The 16,304-nt window shown below is 72.8% G+C and carries 17 protein-coding genes; 6 read left to right on the forward strand and 11 right to left on the reverse strand.

The annotated features are described in order from the left end of the window. Positions 1–76: 76 nt before the first annotated feature. Positions 77–1,018 (forward strand): helix-turn-helix transcriptional regulator, encoded by a 942-nt coding sequence (locus SLAV_RS14705; protein WP_051841019.1) that lies wholly within the window; start codon positions 77–79, stop codon positions 1,016–1,018. 45 nt (positions 1,019–1,063) lie between these two features. On the opposite strand, the gene SLAV_RS14710 is transcribed toward SLAV_RS14705, so the two are convergent. The 5 genes from SLAV_RS14710 to SLAV_RS14730 form a co-directional block, all read right to left on the reverse strand. Further along, positions 1,064–2,032, reverse strand: a complete 969-nt coding sequence (locus tag SLAV_RS14710; RefSeq protein WP_051841018.1) for a GNAT family N-acetyltransferase — start codon at positions 2,030–2,032, stop codon at positions 1,064–1,066. Between the two features lie 33 nt (positions 2,033–2,065). Beyond that, positions 2,066–2,743 carry an ABC transporter ATP-binding protein gene (locus SLAV_RS14715; protein ID WP_030231173.1) on the reverse strand — a complete coding sequence of 226 codons (678 nt, stop codon included), beginning with the start codon at positions 2,741–2,743 and terminating at the stop codon, positions 2,066–2,068. A gap of 90 nt (positions 2,744–2,833) precedes the next feature. After that, positions 2,834–4,327, reverse strand: coding sequence for an ABC transporter permease (locus tag SLAV_RS14720; protein ID WP_030231172.1), 1,494 nt, complete (start codon positions 4,325–4,327; stop codon positions 2,834–2,836). Positions 4,328–4,463: 136 nt separating this feature from the next. After that, the gene (locus SLAV_RS14725; RefSeq protein WP_030231171.1) at positions 4,464–5,723 is read right to left on the reverse strand and encodes a L,D-transpeptidase; all 1,260 of its coding nucleotides are present in this window, start codon (positions 5,721–5,723) and stop codon (positions 4,464–4,466) included. 145 nt (positions 5,724–5,868) lie between these two features. Further along, complete coding sequence (locus SLAV_RS14730; RefSeq protein WP_030231167.1) at positions 5,869–6,171, reverse strand: hypothetical protein; 303 nt, start codon at positions 6,169–6,171, stop codon at positions 5,869–5,871. Positions 6,172–6,317: 146 nt separating this feature from the next. Between SLAV_RS14730 and SLAV_RS14735 the strand changes: the two genes are divergently transcribed. After that, entirely contained in the window at positions 6,318–6,755 is a 438-nt protein-coding gene (locus SLAV_RS14735; protein ID WP_030231166.1) for a hypothetical protein, read from the forward strand. A 98-nt stretch (positions 6,756–6,853) separates the two neighbouring features. Here SLAV_RS14735 and hutH read toward each other — a convergent pair whose 3' ends face one another. The 5 genes from hutH to SLAV_RS14760 all read right to left on the reverse strand — a co-directional run bounded on the left by hutH (position 6,854) and on the right by SLAV_RS14760 (position 12,992). Then, positions 6,854–8,395 (reverse strand): histidine ammonia-lyase, encoded by a 1,542-nt coding sequence (gene hutH / locus SLAV_RS14740; RefSeq protein WP_030231165.1) that lies wholly within the window; start codon positions 8,393–8,395, stop codon positions 6,854–6,856. A 109-nt stretch (positions 8,396–8,504) separates the two neighbouring features. After that, the gene (locus SLAV_RS14745) at positions 8,505–9,620 is read right to left on the reverse strand and encodes a GGDEF domain-containing protein (RefSeq protein ID WP_030231164.1); all 1,116 of its coding nucleotides are present in this window, start codon (positions 9,618–9,620) and stop codon (positions 8,505–8,507) included. Positions 9,621–9,733: 113 nt separating this feature from the next. After that, positions 9,734–10,537: an enoyl-CoA hydratase/isomerase family protein gene (locus SLAV_RS14750; RefSeq protein ID WP_030231163.1), complete on the reverse strand. Its 804-nt coding sequence runs from the start codon at positions 10,535–10,537 to the stop codon at positions 9,734–9,736. A 29-nt stretch (positions 10,538–10,566) separates the two neighbouring features. Continuing rightward, the gene (locus SLAV_RS14755) at positions 10,567–11,742 is read right to left on the reverse strand and encodes an adenylate/guanylate cyclase domain-containing protein (RefSeq protein ID WP_030231162.1); all 1,176 of its coding nucleotides are present in this window, start codon (positions 11,740–11,742) and stop codon (positions 10,567–10,569) included. A gap of 383 nt (positions 11,743–12,125) precedes the next feature. Further along, entirely contained in the window at positions 12,126–12,992 is an 867-nt protein-coding gene (locus tag SLAV_RS14760) for a biotin--[acetyl-CoA-carboxylase] ligase (RefSeq protein ID WP_030231160.1), read from the reverse strand. A 131-nt stretch (positions 12,993–13,123) separates the two neighbouring features. Here SLAV_RS14760 and SLAV_RS14765 point away from each other — a divergent pair, with 131 nt between their 5' ends. From SLAV_RS14765 to SLAV_RS14775, 4 genes are all read left to right on the forward strand, one after another. After that, complete coding sequence (locus SLAV_RS14765) at positions 13,124–14,716, forward strand: acyl-CoA carboxylase subunit beta (protein ID WP_030231158.1); 1,593 nt, start codon at positions 13,124–13,126, stop codon at positions 14,714–14,716. Between the two features lie 18 nt (positions 14,717–14,734). After that, the gene (locus tag SLAV_RS14770; RefSeq protein WP_037687472.1) at positions 14,735–14,950 is read left to right on the forward strand and encodes an acyl-CoA carboxylase epsilon subunit; all 216 of its coding nucleotides are present in this window, start codon (positions 14,735–14,737) and stop codon (positions 14,948–14,950) included. Between the two features lie 109 nt (positions 14,951–15,059). Continuing rightward, positions 15,060–15,194, forward strand: a complete 135-nt coding sequence (mmpB, locus tag SLAV_RS43135; RefSeq protein ID WP_256462239.1) for a morphogenic membrane protein MmpB — start codon at positions 15,060–15,062, stop codon at positions 15,192–15,194. A 46-nt stretch (positions 15,195–15,240) separates the two neighbouring features. Continuing rightward, positions 15,241–15,849: a Maf family protein gene (locus tag SLAV_RS14775; RefSeq protein WP_037687470.1), complete on the forward strand. Its 609-nt coding sequence runs from the start codon at positions 15,241–15,243 to the stop codon at positions 15,847–15,849. Here SLAV_RS14775 and SLAV_RS14780 read toward each other — a convergent pair. Further along, a complete protein-coding gene (locus tag SLAV_RS14780) occupies positions 15,830–16,267 on the reverse strand; it encodes a hypothetical protein (protein WP_037687467.1) in 438 nt (145 codons plus the stop codon). The genes SLAV_RS14775 and SLAV_RS14780 overlap by 20 nt on opposite strands. Positions 16,268–16,304: the final 37 nt, after the last annotated feature.

The raw sequence follows: 16,304 nt of genomic DNA on the forward strand, positions 1-16,304 counted from the left end.
TAGGACTGGCGAGCCTACCCCTGGCGGGGTCAGGCTCAGCCCCGCGCCGGGACCTCCCGACGGGGATACTTTCGGTATGGACCACCTTGATCAGCGTGCCGAACTGGGAGAGTTCCTGCGCAGCCGCCGGGCCCGTCTGCGCCCCGACGACGTGGGGCTGCCCGACTACGGGCGCCACCGCCGGGTGCCCGGGCTGCGCCGCGAGGAGCTGGCCCAGCTGGCCGGGGTGTCGGTGGCGTACTACACGCGCCTGGAGCAGGGCCACGGCCAGAACGTGTCCGCCGAGGTGCTGGACGCCATCGCGCGGGCGCTGCGCCTGGACGGCACGGAGTCGGCGCACCTGAACCACCTGGCGAGCCCGCGCATCCGCAACCGGCGCAGCCGGGCCCGGCGCCCGCAGCAGGTGCGGCCGGGGCTGCGGTCGCTGCTGGAGGCGATGGACGGGGTGCCGGCGTACCTGGTGGGGCGGCGGCAGGACGTCATCGGCTGGAACCCGCTCGCCGCGGCCGTCTTCGGGGACTTCGGGGCGATGCCGCCGGCCGAGCGGAACCTGGTGCGGCTGGTGTTCCTGGACCCGGCCACGGCGGAGCTGTACGCGGAGTGGGAGTGCAGGGCGTGCGAGGTGGTCAGCAACCTGCGCATGTACGCCGGACAGTTCCCGGACGACGAGCAGCTCTCCGCGCTCGTGGGGGAGCTGTCGGTGAAGAACGAGGAGTTCCGGCGGCTGTGGGCGGCGCACACGGTGGCGGACAACAAGACGCACGGGGTGAAGCGGCTGCGGCACCCGCTGGTGGGTGAGCTGTCGCTGTCCTTCGAGACGCTGACGCTGCCCGACGACCCGGCGCAGTTCCTGGTCACCTACCACGCCGAGCCGGGGTCGCCGTCGGCGGACGCGCTGCGGATGCTGTCGTCCTGGACGGCTCCCTCCCCGGCCGCCGCACCGCCGGCATCCCCGTCGCCGCCTTCGTCGGCTTCCGCTCAGACCTCCGCGTCCGCGTCCGCCGAGCAGCAGGGCTGACGGGCCGGGCGTCAGAGCGGCGCGGACGTCAGAGCGGCGCCGGCGTCACAGCTTGAGCTGGAAGAGCCCCGCGTCGCGTTCGTGCCGGTAGCCGAGGGCCTCGTTCACGGCGCGCATCGGGGCGTTCTCGTCGGCCACGGTGGTGGCGATGCGGCGCAGCCCCGGGTGGCGGGCGGCGGCCTCGCCGAGCATCCGCAGCTTCACCGCCCGTCCCAGGCCGTGTCCCCGGTGCGCCGGGACGACGACGGTGTCGTACTGGAGGGCGCGGGTGCCCTGCGGGTCCGGCAGCACGAGCACGGTGTACGCGGCGACCTCCCCGGCGGGGGTGACGGCCGCGACGACGGTGATCTCCCCGCCCCGGTCCAGGACCAGCTGCTGCGCGGCGCGCACCCGCTCGGGCGTCCAGGTCAGGAACTGCTCGTCGCTGTCCCCGCTCGGGGCGTCCTCCATCGCCGCGTGGGCGACGGCGGTGGCCTGGGCCCAGGCGTCGGGGACCAGGCCGGGCCAGGTCAGGAGCTCGTAGCCGGGGGTGTCGGGGACCTCGGGGGCGGCCTGCGGCACTTCCTGGACGTACCAGCCGATCGGCAGCACGTTCTCGAAGCCGAGGGACTCGGCGAAGGCCTGCCCGGGGCCTCCGGTGTCGGCGATGGTGGCGACGGAGGTGCGGCCCTGCTCCCGCAGCTCCTCGCGGATGCGCTGCCACAGGGCCGTGCCCACCCCGTGCCGGCGCGCGTCGGGCCGTACGGTCAGCTCCTCCAGGAACGCGGTGTGCGTGTTGCCGGGCTCGGTGAAGAGCAGCAGGGCCGCGTGCCCGTCGCCGTCCTCGGTGACCCAGTGCCGCAGGCGGCCGCGGGCGGGTTCCACCCGCAGCCGCCCGGCGGCCTCCACCCGGGCGGGCGGCGGCAGGCCGGGCAGGGCCGCGGCGTCGGCGGCGTGCGCGGCGACCTGGACCGCCCACCAGGCGTCCACCTCGTCGTCGGTCGGGGGCACGGACAGCATGTGGATCTTCGTCATACCCGGACCTTAAGCCGTGCCCCACCGGGGGGGTCAGGGGTTTTCGGTGATGGTCACCCGGCCGTGCCGGATGGTCGCCAGGCGGGGCGCCCGGCGGGCGAGCGCGCTGTCGTGGGTGACCATCACGAAGGTCAGGCCGTGTTCCTTCCAGAGCCCTTCCAGCAGGTCCATGATCTCGTCGCGCATGGATTCGTCGAGGTTGCCGGTGGGCTCGTCGGCGAGCAGCACCTTGGGCTTCTTGACGAGGGCCCGCGCGATGGCGACGCGCTGCTGCTGGCCGCCGGACATCTCGCCGGGCAGGTGGCCCATGCGTTCGCCCAGCCCCACCGACTCCAGGGCCTCGGCGGCCCGTGCGCGCCGCTCGCCGGCCTTCGGTCCGAGGGGGACGAGGGCCGTCTCGACGTTCTCCTGGGCGGTGAGCGTCGGGATGAGGTTGAAGGACTGGAAGACGAAGCCGATGCTCTCGGCGCGGACCCGGGTCAGGCGGGCCTCGGAGACGGTGGCCAGGTCGAGTCCGTCGAGGACGACCTGTCCCGCCGTGGGGCGGTCGAGCGCGCCGAGCATCTGGAGCAGGGTGGACTTGCCGCCGCCGGTGGGGCCCTGGATGACGAGCCGGCCGCCGTCCTCGATGGTCAGGTCGACGCCGGCGAGCGCGTCGATGGTTTCCTTGCCGCGCCGGTAGCGCTTGGTGACTCCGGTGAGCTGGTACATCTGGTTCCCTCGGTTGCTGTGGAGGTACGCGGCCACGTGCGTGGCCCGTACGGACGGGCGCGGACCCGGCGGGGGGGGCCGCCGTACGGGCTACTCGACGCGGCGCAGGGCGTCCGCGGGCCGCAGCCGCGAGGCGCGCCAGCCGCCGAAGCCGCCCGCGACGAGTCCTCCGGCCACCGCGAGGGCGACGGCCAGGCCGATGGTGGCGAGCGAGACGGGAGCGGTGAGCGCCACGTCCACGGCCTTGCCGGCCGTGTGGCGGGCGGCGCCGAACATCCGGCCCCCGCCCCCGGGACCGCCCGCGCCGCGGCCGCCGCCGCCCGCGAGGTGCGCGGTGAGGCTGGGGCTGATCGCGGTGATCGCGTACGCGGCGGCGAGTCCGACGCCGATCCCGAGGACCCCGCCGATCAGACCGTTGACCAGGGCCTCTCCGGCGACCTGGCGGGTGACGCGGCCGCTCTTCCAGCCGAGTGCCTTGAGGGTGCCGAACTCCCTGACCCGGCGGGAGACGGCGGAGGAGGTGAGCAGTCCGGCGACGAGGAAGGCGGCGGCGAGGACGGCGTAGGAGAGCCACGTGCCGACGGTGGAGGCCAGCGAGGAGGCCGTGGAGAGGGAGCCGGAGACGGTGTCGGCGAGGTCGGCGGAGGTGGTGACGGTGGTGTCGGGGACGTTCTTCTGGATGGCCTGCTTGACGGAGCCGATGGCCTGGGAGTCCTTGGCCTGGACGTAGACCGTGGTGATCTTGTCGGCGGTCCCGGCGAGGGTCTGGGCCTGCTTGAGCGGGACGTAGACGTTGGCGGTGGCGTCGCCGCTGTCGGCGGTGGCGATGCCGATGACCTTGAACGGGGTGTTCTTGATGGTCAGCGTGGAGTCCACGGCGAGCTTGTTCTGGGTGGCGTAGGCGCTGTCCACGACGGCGACGGCGGTGTCGGCCTCGCCTGTCTGGAATCCGCGACCGGAGGTGATCTTGGAGGTGGTGAGCGGGCCGAGCGCGGGGTGCGCCACGTCCGCGCCGTAGACGGAGAAGGAGTTGACGTCGAAGTTGGCGCCGCCGCCCTCGACCGTCCCGCCCTGGCCGCCGCCCGCACCGCCCGCGCCGCCGGCGCCGCCCCGGCCTCCGCCGGTGCCCTTGCCGCCCTGGGCGCCGCGGAACTCGCCGCGCTTGAACTGGCCGTTGACCTTCATCACCTGGAGGCTGAGGCCGCCCACCGCCTGCGCGACCCCGTCCTGGCCGGACACCTTGCCGACCGTGGCCGCGTCGAGGGTCTGGAAGCCCTGCGGCATCACGATGTCGTGGCTCTGCTCGGCGTCCGCGTTGGCGTCGCCCTCGCCCTTGGCGTCGAACTGGAAGCGGGGCCTGGAGGGTTGTCCGTTCTCGCCCGGCGGGGTCTGCGCCTTGGTGACGGTCATGTCCGTGCCGAGGCCGTAGAGCGACTGGAGGACCTTGTCCTGGGCGGCGCTCATGCCCGCCGAGACGGAGGTGACCACGATGACGAGGGCGATGCCGAGCGCGAGCCCGGAGGCGACGACGAACGCGGCCTTCCGGCGGCGGCGCAACTCGCGCCGGAGGTAGGTGAAGAACATGCGGCCGAAAGTAGGCGGGTGCTCTGATGGCCGGATAAGTCCAGGGTAAGAGTCCGATGAGAAGAAAAGACGGACGGCGGGGAGCCCGTGTGGGGCTCCCCGCCGTCCGTCTCTACGCCTGTGGGGTCGGTCCGGCTCAGGCCGAGGGACCGGCCTTCCACTCGGCCCAGCTCATGTTCCAGCCGTTGAGGCCGTTGTCGGGCTTGATGGTCTTGTCCGGGGAGTTCGTCACGGTGACCACGTCGCCGATGAGCGAGTTGTCGAAGAACCAGGCACCGGCGGTGTCCGGGTCGTTGGCGCCCTTGGTGTCGTTCAGACCGACACAGCCGTGGCTGGTGTTCACGCTGCCGAAGATCGAGTCCGACCCCCAGTAGTTGCCGTGGATGAAGGTGCCGGAGGTGGACAGCCGCATCGCGTGCGGGACGTCCTTGATGTCGTACTCGCCCTTGCCCTCACTGTTCTTGAAGCCGACAGTGGAGCCGTCCATCCGGGTCTCCTTGAACTTCTCGGAGATCACCATCTGACCGTTGTAGGTCGGGTTGTCCGGGGAGCCCGCCGAGATCGGGATGGTCTTGAGGACCTGGCCGTCCCGGGTGACCGTCATCTTCTTGGTCTTGGTGTCGACCGTGGAGACCTGGCTCCGGCCGATCTTGAAGGTGACGGTCTTGTTCTGGACGCCCTGGATGCCGGGAGCGCCCTGGACGCCCTCCAGCGCCAGCTTCAGCGTGACGGTGGAGTTCGCCTGCCAGTACTGCTCCGGACGGAAGTCCAGACGCTGGTTGCCGAACCAGTGGCCGACGACTTCCTGGTTGCTGGTCGAGGACACCGTGATGGCCGCCTGCACGGCCTTCATGTCCTTGATCGGCTTGTTGAAGGTGATCGACACCGGCATGCCCACGCCGACCGTCTCGCCCTCGTCCGGGATGAACGAGCCGACGAAGCTGTTCTCCGGGGAGACCGTCGTGAAGGAGGTGTTCTCGTGCGCCTCGCGCCCGGCGTCGTCCTTCGCGGTCGCGGCGAGGGAGTACTTGGTCGAGCGCTTCAGCGCGCCGTCCGGCTTCCAGCTCTTGCCGTCGGCGGAGATCTTGCCCGCGACGGCCCCGCCCTCCGTGGACTTGAGCTCGACCTTGGTGAGCTTCCCGTCGCTGACGGTGACGTTCGTGGCGTCGTTCAGACCGACGTTGGTCGCGCCGTCCTTGGGCGTGATGGCTATTCGGGCCTTGGAGGTGTCCTTGGCCGCCGCAGCGTCCACGTCCGCCTGCGACTTGCCCGTTTCCGCGCCGCCCTTCGCCTTCTCGTCGCCCGCGTCGTTACAGGCCGAAAGCATCAGTACGCCACCGAGCACGGCGGACACGGCCACCAGGGACCTTCGCCGCCGCTTGCTGTACGTCCTCACACGTCACTCCATCGTTGCCGGAAACCCCGAGGCTGCATTCCCGGGATCGGGCCGGGCAGGGGAGATCAACCCCCCTGCTCGTCCTGACAACGCGTTACGACGCGGAACGGTTCCACATTCCGTTCGGATGTGTGCAACCCCACGGTCAGGCGTTGTCGGCCTCTTCCTCGAAGTCACCATCTTCCTCGCCCAGGTCCCACTCCAGCGAATCGGGGTCGTATTCGACCGGTTCGCTGCTCCAAGAGGCCTGCGCGAGCTCGACTCCCGCCAGTTCCGCGACCAGGTCGGTGGGGTCCACCAGGTAGGCCAGCGCCTCGGATTCGTCCTCGCGCACCGCCGACTCGGCGTGGCCGCGCTCCTCGTCCGGCATGAACTCGTCGGCCTTGATGTGGGAGAGGGCGGCGCCGATCAGGGCGTCCGAGTCGGAGACTTCCAGGACCAAATCCACCCGAAGCCGTACGTATCGTGATGTCTCAGAAGGGTTCATACGACGGAGAGTAAGCCCGCGACAGCCTCGACTTTCCCACGACCCGCCCCTTTCACTAGCATCTGCCCACACGGCCAATTCGCTGCTTCCGCAAGGGGGATCGCACCGTGTCCGCACCTCGACCGCTGCTCACCGCTCTCGGAGCGACCACCCTCCTCGCCGCCCTCTGGTTCGTCCCCTCGGCGAACGCCACGGCTCCCGGACACCCGGCGGGCTCCTCCGGCACGCCCGTCGCCGCCAACACGGGCACCGTCACCGCCTCCGGCACCGGCACCGGCACCGGCACCGGCACGGTCACCAGTACCGGCACCGGCGCGGGTACCGACACCGCTGCCGCCCCCGACACCGGTACCGGCACCGCCGCCGATACCGGCACCGGCAGCATCGCCGGGGTCAACGAGGCGGAGACGGCCTCCGTCGTCACCCTCTCGCTCGCCGACACCGGCAGCGTCGACACCACCCCGTACGTGGTGGGCGGGACGCTCTGCCTCGGCCTCGGGGCCGGCTTCGTGGCCTTCTCCGTACGCCGCTCCCGCAGCCTGTAGGACTGCGCGTACGGCCCCGTACGCGAAAGGGCCGCGCCCCCGGGGATCGGATCCCCGGGGGCGCGGCCCTCGTACGACTGCGGCGGCGGACCGCCGGATCAGGCCAGCGGGCCCGTCACCGGCTCCACGGCCGCCACGAGACCGCCCGCGCGCACGAAGGCGTCGGCGGCGGCCAGGTCGGGGGCGAGGAAACGATCCGGCCCGGGACCCTCCACGCCCGCCTCCCGCGCCGCGGCGATCGCGGCCCGGCTGGCCGGCGCCGGGGTGAGGCCGTGGCGCAGCTCGATGGCCCGGGTGGCCGCGTAGAGCTCGATGGCGATGATCCGGGTCAGGTTGTCGATCGCGGTGCGCAGCTTGCGCGCGGCCGACCACCCCATGGAGACGTGGTCCTCCTGCATGGCGGAGGAGGGGATCGAGTCGGCGGAGGCCGGAACGGCCAGCCGCTTCATCTCGCTGACCAGGGCGGCCTGCGTGTACTGGGCGATCATCAGGCCGGAGTCCACGCCGGCGTCGTCCGCCAGGAACGGCGGCAGGCCGTGGCTGCGGTTCTTGTCGAGGAGGCGGTCGGTGCGCCGCTCGGCGATGGAGCCGAGGTCGGCGGCGGCGATGGCCAGGAAGTCCAGCACGTAGGCGACGGGCGCGCCGTGGAAGTTGCCGTTGGACTCCACGCGGCCGTCGGGCAGCACCACCGGGTTGTCGACGGCGGAGGCCAGTTCGCGGGAGGCGACCAGGGCGGCGTGCGCCATGGTGTCGCGGCCCGCGCCGGCGACCTGCGGGGCGCAGCGCACGGAGTAGGCGTCCTGGACGCGCGGGGCGGACTCCTCCTGGAAGTGCCCGGTGAGACCGGAGCCCTTGAGCACGGCGGCCATGTTGGCGGCGGAGGCTCCCTGGCCGGGGTGCGGGCGGATGGCGTGGAGCTCGGGCTGGAGCACCTTCTCGGTGCCGAGCAGCGCCTCCAGGGTGAGCGCGGCGGTGATGTCGGCCGACTTGTAGAGCCGGTCGAGGTCGGCGAGGGCCATGACCAGCATGCCGAGCATGCCGTCGGTGCCGTTGAGGAGGGCGAGGCCCTCCTTCTCCCGCAGCTCCACGGGCTCGATGCCGTGCTCGGCGAGCAGTTCCCCGGCGGGGCGGACGGTGCCGTCGGGGCCCTCGGCGTCACCCTCGCCCATCAGCGCGAGCGCGCAGTGCGAGAGGGGGGCCAGGTCGCCGGAGCAGCCCAGGGAGCCGTACTCGTGCACGACGGGGGTGATCCCGGCGTTGAGCACGTCGGCCATGGTCTGCGCGACGGAGGGGCGCACCCCGGTGTGCCCGGAGGCCACCGTCTTCAGGCGCAGGAACATCAGGGCGCGCACGACCTCCCGCTCGACGCGCGGGCCCATGCCGGCGGCGTGCGAGCGGACGATGTTGCGCTGGAGCTGCGCGCGCAGCTCGGGGCTGATGTGCCGGGAGGCGAGGGCGCCGAACCCGGTGGAGACCCCGTAGACGGGTTCGGGCTTGGCGGCGAGCGCGTCGACGATCTCCCGAGCGCGGGCGAGGGCGTCCAGGGCCTCGCCGGACAGCTCGACCCGCGCGTTGCCTCGGGCGACTGCGATGACGTCCTCGGCGGTGGTCCCGGACGTTCCCACCACGACAGTGTGCATATCCATATTCAGCACCCTACGGATTGAATCGCTTCATGTCACTAGGGGAAATTGTCACGATCGCGCTCACCCGGCGCCCCTTACCCGCCACGGCCTCGCCCCGCGCCTCTCACTGCCGCCCGCGGAAGCGGCGCCGCTCGCCCGGGGCCTCGCGCGCGGCGGCGTCGGCGAGCCGCACCACGGCCGTGTCCCGGCCCGCCACCACCGGCTGCGCGGAGCGCGCGGCCTTCGCCTTGTACTGGGCGGCGTCGGCCAGGCGGAAGAGCCGGCGCGAGGACCTGACCGCCCCGATCGGGTCCCCGGTCGAGGCGACCCCGCAGGCCACCCCCTCGCCCAGCTCCAGTTCGGCGGCGCGCGCGCACACCTCCTCGGCCACCCGGACCACCTCGTCGGCCGACGGCCCCACGCTCACCAGGCAGAACTCGTCGCCGCCCAGCCGGGCGACCAGCGTGCCCGTCAGCATGGCCCCGCACAGGCTCAGCACCGAGCCGAACCGCTCCAGCAGCCGGTCGCCCATGGCGTGCCCGAGGGTGTCGTTGACCTTCTTGAGGCCGTTGAGGTCACAGACGACCAGGCTCACCACCGCCCCGGCCCGCCGGTGTTCCTCCAGGGCCTCGTCGAGCCGCATGTCGACGGCCCGCCGGTTCGCGAGCCCGGTCAGCGGGTCGGTGAAGGCCAGCCTGCGCGCCTCCTCCAGCCTCTCGTTCTGCGCGAGTCCGGCCGCGACCACCGCCGCGAGGACCCCGGCGAACTCGGCGTCGTCCTCGCCGAAGTCCGCCAGCCCCTCGTCCCGGGCGACGTACAGCTCGCCCCAGGCCCGCCCGCTGAGCACGATGGGCGCGACCACGCAGCTGCCGCGCCCGCGCCGGCGCAGGGCCTCGCCCCGGCGGCCCGGCCGGTTCCCGGCCGCGCTCTCGACCCAGGCGTGCGGCCCGCTGCCGCCGACCCAGCGTTCGTGCAGGAACTCGGTGATCTCCGGGAAGTCGTGCACGGGATAGGACTCGTCCTCGGGGAACTCCTCTTCCCCGTCCCGCCGTTCCCCCTCGTTGACGAGCACCCGCAGCCGTCCCCGCTCGCGCTCCCAGGCGGAGATGGCGGCGAAGGAGCCGTCCATCGCCACCCGTGCGCCCCGGGCGGCGGCCCGGACGCTGTCCCGCGGCGCGCAGGCAGCCGCCATGGCCTGCGCGAGGCCCACGACGGCCCGAAGCCGCCCGTCAACTCCCATCACACCAGGTTAGGGGGTTTGTCTGATTTAGTGACAATTGGCGCGCATATCCGCAGCTCTACGGGCACACCGCGTGACGGCGACGGGCGGGCGCGGCCCTGCTCCCCCGAGGCCTACTCCCCCGGCCAGTTCGGCTTGCGCTTCTCGTTGAACGCCGCCACGCCCTCGGCCCGGTCCCCGGAGAAGGCCACCGTGCGCCAGGCCGCGTCCTCGATCTCCAGCCCGGCCGCCAGGTCCATCCCGTGGCCCAGCCGCAGCGCCCGCTTGGCCGCGCGCAGGCCGACCGGGGAGTTCGCCGCCATCGCGGCCGCCAGCTCCAGGGCCTGCGCACGGTCCTCGCCCGCCGGGGCCACCGAGTCCACCAGGCCCAGGGAGAGCGCTTCCGCGGCCTCCACCCGCCGGGCCGTGAAGATCAGCTCGGCCGCGCGGGCCGCCCCGACCCGCCGGGGCAGCAGCTGCGTACCGCCGCCGCCCGGGATCACGCCGACCGACACCTCGGGCAGGCCCACCACCGCGGTCTCGTCGGCCACGATCACGTCGCAGGCCAGCGCCAGCTCGAAGCCGCCGCCCAGCGCGAAGCCGTGCACCGCGGCGACGGTCGGCATCGGCAGTTCCAGCACGCCGCCGTAGGCCCCCCGGGTGGTCGGGCGCTGGCGCACCAGCTCGGCGTCGGAGAAGGAGTTGCGCTCCTTGAGGTCCGCGCCCACGCAGAAGGCCCGCTCATGGGTGGAGGAGAGCACGACCACCCGTACCGAGGCGTCGGCCGCGAGCGCCGCGCAGGCCGCCCCGATGGACCGCGCCATCTCCGTGGAAACGGCGTTCATCGCCTTGGGCCGGTCCAGCACCAGCTCGGCGACGGCCCCGCCGTCGCCATGGCGCCGCACCGCGACGAACTCCCCGTACCGGACCTCGTCCACAGCCACGCCACCCTCCCGGTTAACGAACGTTACCCGGGGATCTTAGGCGTCCTGCGCGTCAGCGACCAGGGCTCCACGACACCCAGACCGCGGACCGGCCGCTGCCACATCGGCTGGAGCGCGAAACGGTACGAGCCGCCGCCCTCCTCGGCCTCGGCGCCCTTCTCCGACTTCGGCGCGGCTCCGGTCCGGCTCAGCTCCTCGGCCATCGCCCCGTCCACCAGCACGGCGTCCTTCGGGGCTATGGAGGTCAGCCGCGAGGCGAGGTTCACCGTCGTCCCGAACACGTCGCCCATCCGGGTCGTCACGGTCCCGAAGGCGATCCCGACCCGCAGCTCCGGCATCTGCGGATCGGCCTCCATCGTCTCGATCAGCCGCAGCGCGATCTCCGCCGCCGTCGCCGCGTCGTCGGCGCAGTACAGCACCTCGTCACCGAGCGTCTTGATGAGCCGGCCGCCGTGCGCCGCCACCAGGTCCGCGGCCGTGGTCTCGAAGGCCTCGACCAGCTCACCGAGCTCCTCCTCCTCCAGCCGCCGCGTCAGCCGGGTGAAGCCCACCAGGTCCGCGAAGCCCACCGCGAGCCTGCGGTCGACCATCTCCTCGTCGTCCGCGACCTGCACGACCCGGCCGGTGGCCGCCGCGAGCTGGCGGCGCCACACGTAGACCAGGAACTCCTCCAGCTCCGGCAGCAGCAGCTCGACCAGCGGGTACGTGACCTCCGTACGGGTCATGCCGGGCTCGGGCGGCTCCGTCAGCCCCTCCAGGAAGGAATCGATCTGCCACTCCGCCAACCGGGCGGTGGTCTGCCCGGTGGACCGGGCCACCTGCACCGCCATCGGCTCGCTGAGCAGCCCCGCCTCGACCAGACCGGCCAGGCGGCGCAGCGCCAGTACGTCGGCCTCCGTCAGCGCCCTCGCCTGCCCGATGTCGGCGAAGCCCATGGCCCGCCAGAACCGGGAGGCCAGCTCCATCGACACCCCGGCGCTGCGGGCGGCCTGAAACGGCGTGTAGCGCCGCTCGGCGCCCAGGATCAGCTGCTCCAGCCGGATGGCGAGCGGGTCAGCCGTGGGCTGGGCGGTGTGGTCCACCTCGTGCATCGGGGTGTGCTGGTCACGCCCGATCGGCGTCCCCGGCCCCGAACCGGAGCCGGTTCCCGGGCCCGGACCGGACCCGGACGCGCTGGACGTAGGGTCGTCGACGGTCAAGGGCCGCCTCCTGTCCATTCCGTGCGCACTGCGAAACCGGGTGATCACCGCGGGACCGGGATCGCCTAAACCATACGGCAGGTGTGCCGTAGCTCACTCCCCCTCCCATTCTGGGGCTTCTTCGCCTCCGGGGCGCTGGATGCCGTACTCCCGGACCGTCCGTGCGGGCTGCGGGCTGCGGGGGCGGGAGCTGCGGGCGAGGCAAAGGGCGGGAGGCCGCAACCGGGGGCAAATCCAGCCCCGCCGGCGCTTGAGGCGCGGCGGTCCGGGGGCGGAGCCCCCGGAATCGCAGCCGCACCCGCGCGGCCGGAGCGGCCCTCGGGGCCCCGGAGCGGGGCCCCGAGGGGGCAGAGCCCCCGCCGCACCCACCCCAGCGGCCGGCGTCAGCGGACGGAGCGCAGGTGGACCACGTCGCCCGCGCCCACCGCCTCCCGCTCCTCCTCCGGCGTCCGGATCACCAGCCGCCCGTCGGCATCCACCGCTTCGGCCGTTCCGGTGAGCGCGCGCCCGCCGGGCAGCTCCGCGCGGACGTGGCGGCCCAGGGTCGCGCAGCTCGCCGCGTACGCCTCCTGCAGGCCGCTCTCCGCCGGGTCCCCGCCCGCGTCGCGCCAGCGCCCGTACCACTCCTCCAGCGTCCGCAGCACCGCCTTGAGCAGCGGCTCCCGGTCCGTCACCGCCGCCTTCGCCAGCAGCAGCGACCCCGCCGCCGGCACCGGCAGCTCGTCCTCGGTCAGCGTGACGTTGAGCCCGATGCCGACCACGACCCCGTCCGCGACCCGCTCCGCGAGGATCCCGGCGGCCTTGCGCTCCTCCCCGTCCACCGTGACCAGCAGGTCGTTGGGCCACTTCAGGGAGGTGTCCACGCCCGCCGCCCGGGACAGGCCCTGCGCGGCGGCCACCCCGGCCAGCAGGGTCAGCCAGCCCCAGCGCTCCTGCGGAACCCCCTCCCCCGGCTTGAGCAGCACGGAGAAGAACAGCCCCGACCGCGCCGGAGCCGTCCAGCTGCGGTCCAGGCGGCCCCGCCCGGCGGTCTGCTCCTCGGCGACCAGCACGGCCCCCTCCGCCAGGTCCGCGGACCCGGCGGCGAGATCGGTGTTGGTGGACCCGGTGGCGGGCACCACCTCCAGGGAGGTCCACAGGCCGCCCTCGGTGACGAGGGCCCGGCGCAGGGCGGCGGCGTTGAGGGGAGGCCGGTCCAGGCTCGACCAGCGTCCCGCGGAGGGTCCGGCTGCTGCATCTGATGGCGTCATGCAAGCCACATTAGGTGTGTCAAACGCCGCACTGCCGAGCGCCATGCCCGCCGATACGCTACGCACCAGTAGCCAGCAGCAGTCAATCAATTGACCAGGCAGTTGACACCACACAGGGAGCCGCGACCCCGATGTCCCAACCCTCAGAGCCGATCGACATGCACACGACCGCGGGCAAGCTCGCGGACCTGCGGCGCCGTGTCGAGGAAGCCACCCACGCCGGTTCCGCGCGGGCCGTCGAGAAGCAGCACGCCAAGGGCAAGCTGACGGCGCGTGAGCGCGTCGCGCTGCTGTTGGACGAGGGGTCCTTCGTAGAGCTGGACGAGTTCGCCCGGCACCGCTCCACCAACTTCGGCCTGGAGAAGACCCGCCCCTACGGCGACGGCGTCGTCACCGGCTACGGCACGGTGGACGGCCGCCCGGTGGCCGTGTTCTCGCAGGACTTCACCGTCTTCGGCGGGGCGCTCGGCGAGGTCTACGGCCAGAAGATCATCAAGGTGATGGACTTCGCGCTGAAGACCGGCTGCCCGGTCATCGGCATCAACGACTCCGGTGGCGCCCGCATCCAGGAGGGCGTCAGCGCCCTCGGCATGTACGGCGAGATCTTCCGCCGCAACGTGCACGCCTCCGGTGTGATCCCGCAGATCAGCCTGGTCGTCGGCCCCTGCGCCGGCGGCGCCGTGTACTCCCCGGCGATCACCGACTTCACCGTCATGGTCGACCAGACCTCGCACATGTTCATCACCGGCCCGGACGTCATCAAGACGGTCACCGGCGAGGACGTCGGCTTCGAGGAGCTGGGCGGTGCGCGCACCCACAACTCCACCTCGGGCGTGGCGCACCACATGGCGGGCGACGAGAAGGACGCCATCGAGTACGTCAAGTCCCTGCTGGCGTACCTGCCGTCGAACAACCTCTCCGAGCCGCCCTCCTTCCCGGAGGAGGCGGACACCGAGGTCTCGGACTCCGACCTCGAACTCGACACGCTGATCCCCGACAGCGCGAACCAGCCGTACGACATGCACACCGTGATCGAGCACGTGCTGGACGACGGCGAGTTCCTGGAGACGCAGTCGCTGTTCGCCCCGAACATCCTCACCGGCTTCGGCCGCGTCGAGGGCCACCCGGTGGGCATCGTCGCCAACCAGCCGATGCAGTTCGCCGGCTGCCTGGACATCAACGCCTCCGAGAAGGCGGCGCGGTTCGTGCGGACCTGCGACGCCTTCAACGTGCCGGTGCTGACGTTCGTCGACGTCCCGGGCTTCCTGCCGGGCACCGACCAGGAGTACAACGGGATCATCCGGCGCGGCGCGAAGCTGATCTACGCCTACGCCGAGGCCACCGTCCCCCTGATCACCGTCATCACCCGCAAGGCCTTCGGCGGCGCCTACGACGTCATGGGCTCCAAGCACCTGGGCGCCGACCTGAACCTGGCCTGGCCCACCGCGCAGATCGCCGTCATGGGCGCGCAGGGCGCGGTGAACATCCTGCACCGGCGCGCGATCGCCGAAGCGGGGGAGAATGAGGTCGAGGAGGTGCGCGCCCGCCTGATCGGCGAGTACGAGGACGCGCTGCTCAACCCCTACACGGCCGCCGAGCGGGGTTACATCGACGCGGTGACCATGCCGTCCGAGACCCGCGCCCACGTGGTCAAGGGGCTGCGCCAGCTGCGGACCAAGCGGGAGTCCCTGCCCCCGAAGAAGCACGGCAACATCCCCCTCTAGGCCCCCGAGGAGCTCACAGTGATGATCAAGGTCGTCAAGGGCAACCCGACCCCCGAGGAGCTGGCCGCCGCACTGGCGGTGGTCAGGGCGCGCGCGGCGGCGCTGGCCTCGGCCCCGTCGGGCGCGCCCCGGGTCCCGGACGAGTGGGCCGCTCCGCGCCGGGTGGCGCGGCACCGGGTGCCGCAGCCCGGTCCGCGCGCGTGGGGCCGTACGTACTGGCCCGGCCAGCGCTGACGCGACCGGCCGCGGAAGGACCGGGCGCCCGCAAGATGGCGCGAACGGACGGTGGCGCCTGAGTACGGGTACTCAGGCGCCACCGGCGTCCCGGGGCAAGGATCGGAGCATGCTCTGGTCAGACCCGAAGAACGAGCCGCCGAAGGACATGCGCGACGCCCAGGCGATGCTCAGGCGGCTGCTCGTGGTGCTCGCCCTCGCGATGGTCGTCGGGGTGTACGTGCTCGGCATCGCCCCCTTCTAGGGGGACGGCCCGGTGGCGGGTCCGCGGCCGCCCTACGATGACCCCCATGACCGTAGAGCCACAGCGCACGCTCGTCCTCGCCTCCGCCTCCCCCGCCCGGCTGAACCTGCTGCGGCAGGCCGGGCTGGCCCCGCACGTGATCGTCAGCGGGTTCGACGAGGACACGCTCGACCACGACGAACCGGCCGCCCTGGCCCTGGCCCTGGCCGAGGCCAAGGCGGGCGTGGTGGCGGGCCTGGCGGAGGCCGCGGGCGCGCTGGTGATCGGCTGCGACTCGGTGCTGGAGCTGGACGGCGAGGCCCTGGGCAAGCCGGCCGACGCGGCAGAGGCCACGGCCCGCTGGAAGGCGATGCGCGGACGCGCCGGGGTGCTGCGCACGGGTCACTGCGTGATCGACACCGCGACCGGGCGTCAGGTTTCGGCCACCGCCTCGACGACGGTCCGCTTCGGCGAACCGTCGGACGCGGAGGTGGCGGCGTACGTGGCGAGCGGCGAGCCGCTGCACGTGGCCGGGGCGTTCACCCTGGACGGACTGTCGTCGCCGTTCATCGACGGCATCGACGGGGACCACGGCAACGTCATCGGCCTGTCGATGCCCCTGCTGCGCTCCCTGCTGGGCGAACTGGACGTGTCCATCACGGACTTGTGGGCCTGAGCCCCCTGGCGCCCGTCGGCTCGTCCCGGCCCCCGGCGTAGAGCGTCAGGGTCAGGACGAGCAGGCACAGGATCACCATCGTCACCGCGAAGGCGCTCCAGGTGACGAGCCCCGCGGCGATGGCCCCGAGCAGGACGTGGGTGAGGGCGACGGCGACGAGCACGACGCGGGCGAAGCGGCCGGGCGCCCGGTCCCGCAGGGCCGTCAGGGCGAGCAGGACGGCGCCCAGCAGGAGGAAGGCGCCGATGGCCGCCCCCAGCCCGTAGGTCAGCCGGCTCATGAGCTGCGGGTCGCTGCCGGCGATGGACATCGACTGGTTCGCGGTGGTCCGCCCGAGCACGAGGTGGACGAGGACCAGGACCGCGGCTTCCGCGACGAGCGCGAGCGCGCCCAGCCCGGCCACGAGTCTGCGCAGCACGACGCCCCCATCCCCCGCACACCACAAGTGTGTTCGA

This window comes from Streptomyces lavendulae subsp. lavendulae (genome assembly GCF_002803845.1).
GTDB lineage: Bacteria > Actinomycetota > Actinomycetes > Streptomycetales > Streptomycetaceae > Streptomyces > Streptomyces lavendulae.

Excerpts from the sequence above, each read along its gene's own strand:
- SLAV_RS14705 (WP_051841019.1), top strand. The coding sequence starts at position 77 with ATGGACCACCTTGATCAGCGTGCCGAACTGGGAGAGTTCCTGCGCAGC.
- SLAV_RS14710 (WP_051841018.1), bottom strand. The coding sequence starts at position 2,032 with ATGACGAAGATCCACATGCTGTCCGTGCCCCCGACCGACGACGAGGTG.
- SLAV_RS14715 (WP_030231173.1), bottom strand. The coding sequence starts at position 2,743 with ATGTACCAGCTCACCGGAGTCACCAAGCGCTACCGGCGCGGCAAGGAA.
- SLAV_RS14720 (WP_030231172.1), bottom strand. The coding sequence starts at position 4,327 with ATGTTCTTCACCTACCTCCGGCGCGAGTTGCGCCGCCGCCGGAAGGCC.
- hutH (WP_030231165.1), bottom strand. The coding sequence starts at position 8,395 with ATGCACACTGTCGTGGTGGGAACGTCCGGGACCACCGCCGAGGACGTC.
- SLAV_RS14745 (WP_030231164.1), bottom strand. The coding sequence starts at position 9,620 with ATGGGAGTTGACGGGCGGCTTCGGGCCGTCGTGGGCCTCGCGCAGGCC.
- SLAV_RS14760 (WP_030231160.1), bottom strand. The coding sequence starts at position 12,992 with ATGACGCCATCAGATGCAGCAGCCGGACCCTCCGCGGGACGCTGGTCG.
- SLAV_RS14765 (WP_030231158.1), top strand. The coding sequence starts at position 13,124 with ATGTCCCAACCCTCAGAGCCGATCGACATGCACACGACCGCGGGCAAG.
- mmpB (WP_256462239.1), top strand. The coding sequence starts at position 15,060 with ATGCTCTGGTCAGACCCGAAGAACGAGCCGCCGAAGGACATGCGCGAC.
- SLAV_RS14775 (WP_037687470.1), top strand. The coding sequence starts at position 15,241 with ATGACCGTAGAGCCACAGCGCACGCTCGTCCTCGCCTCCGCCTCCCCC.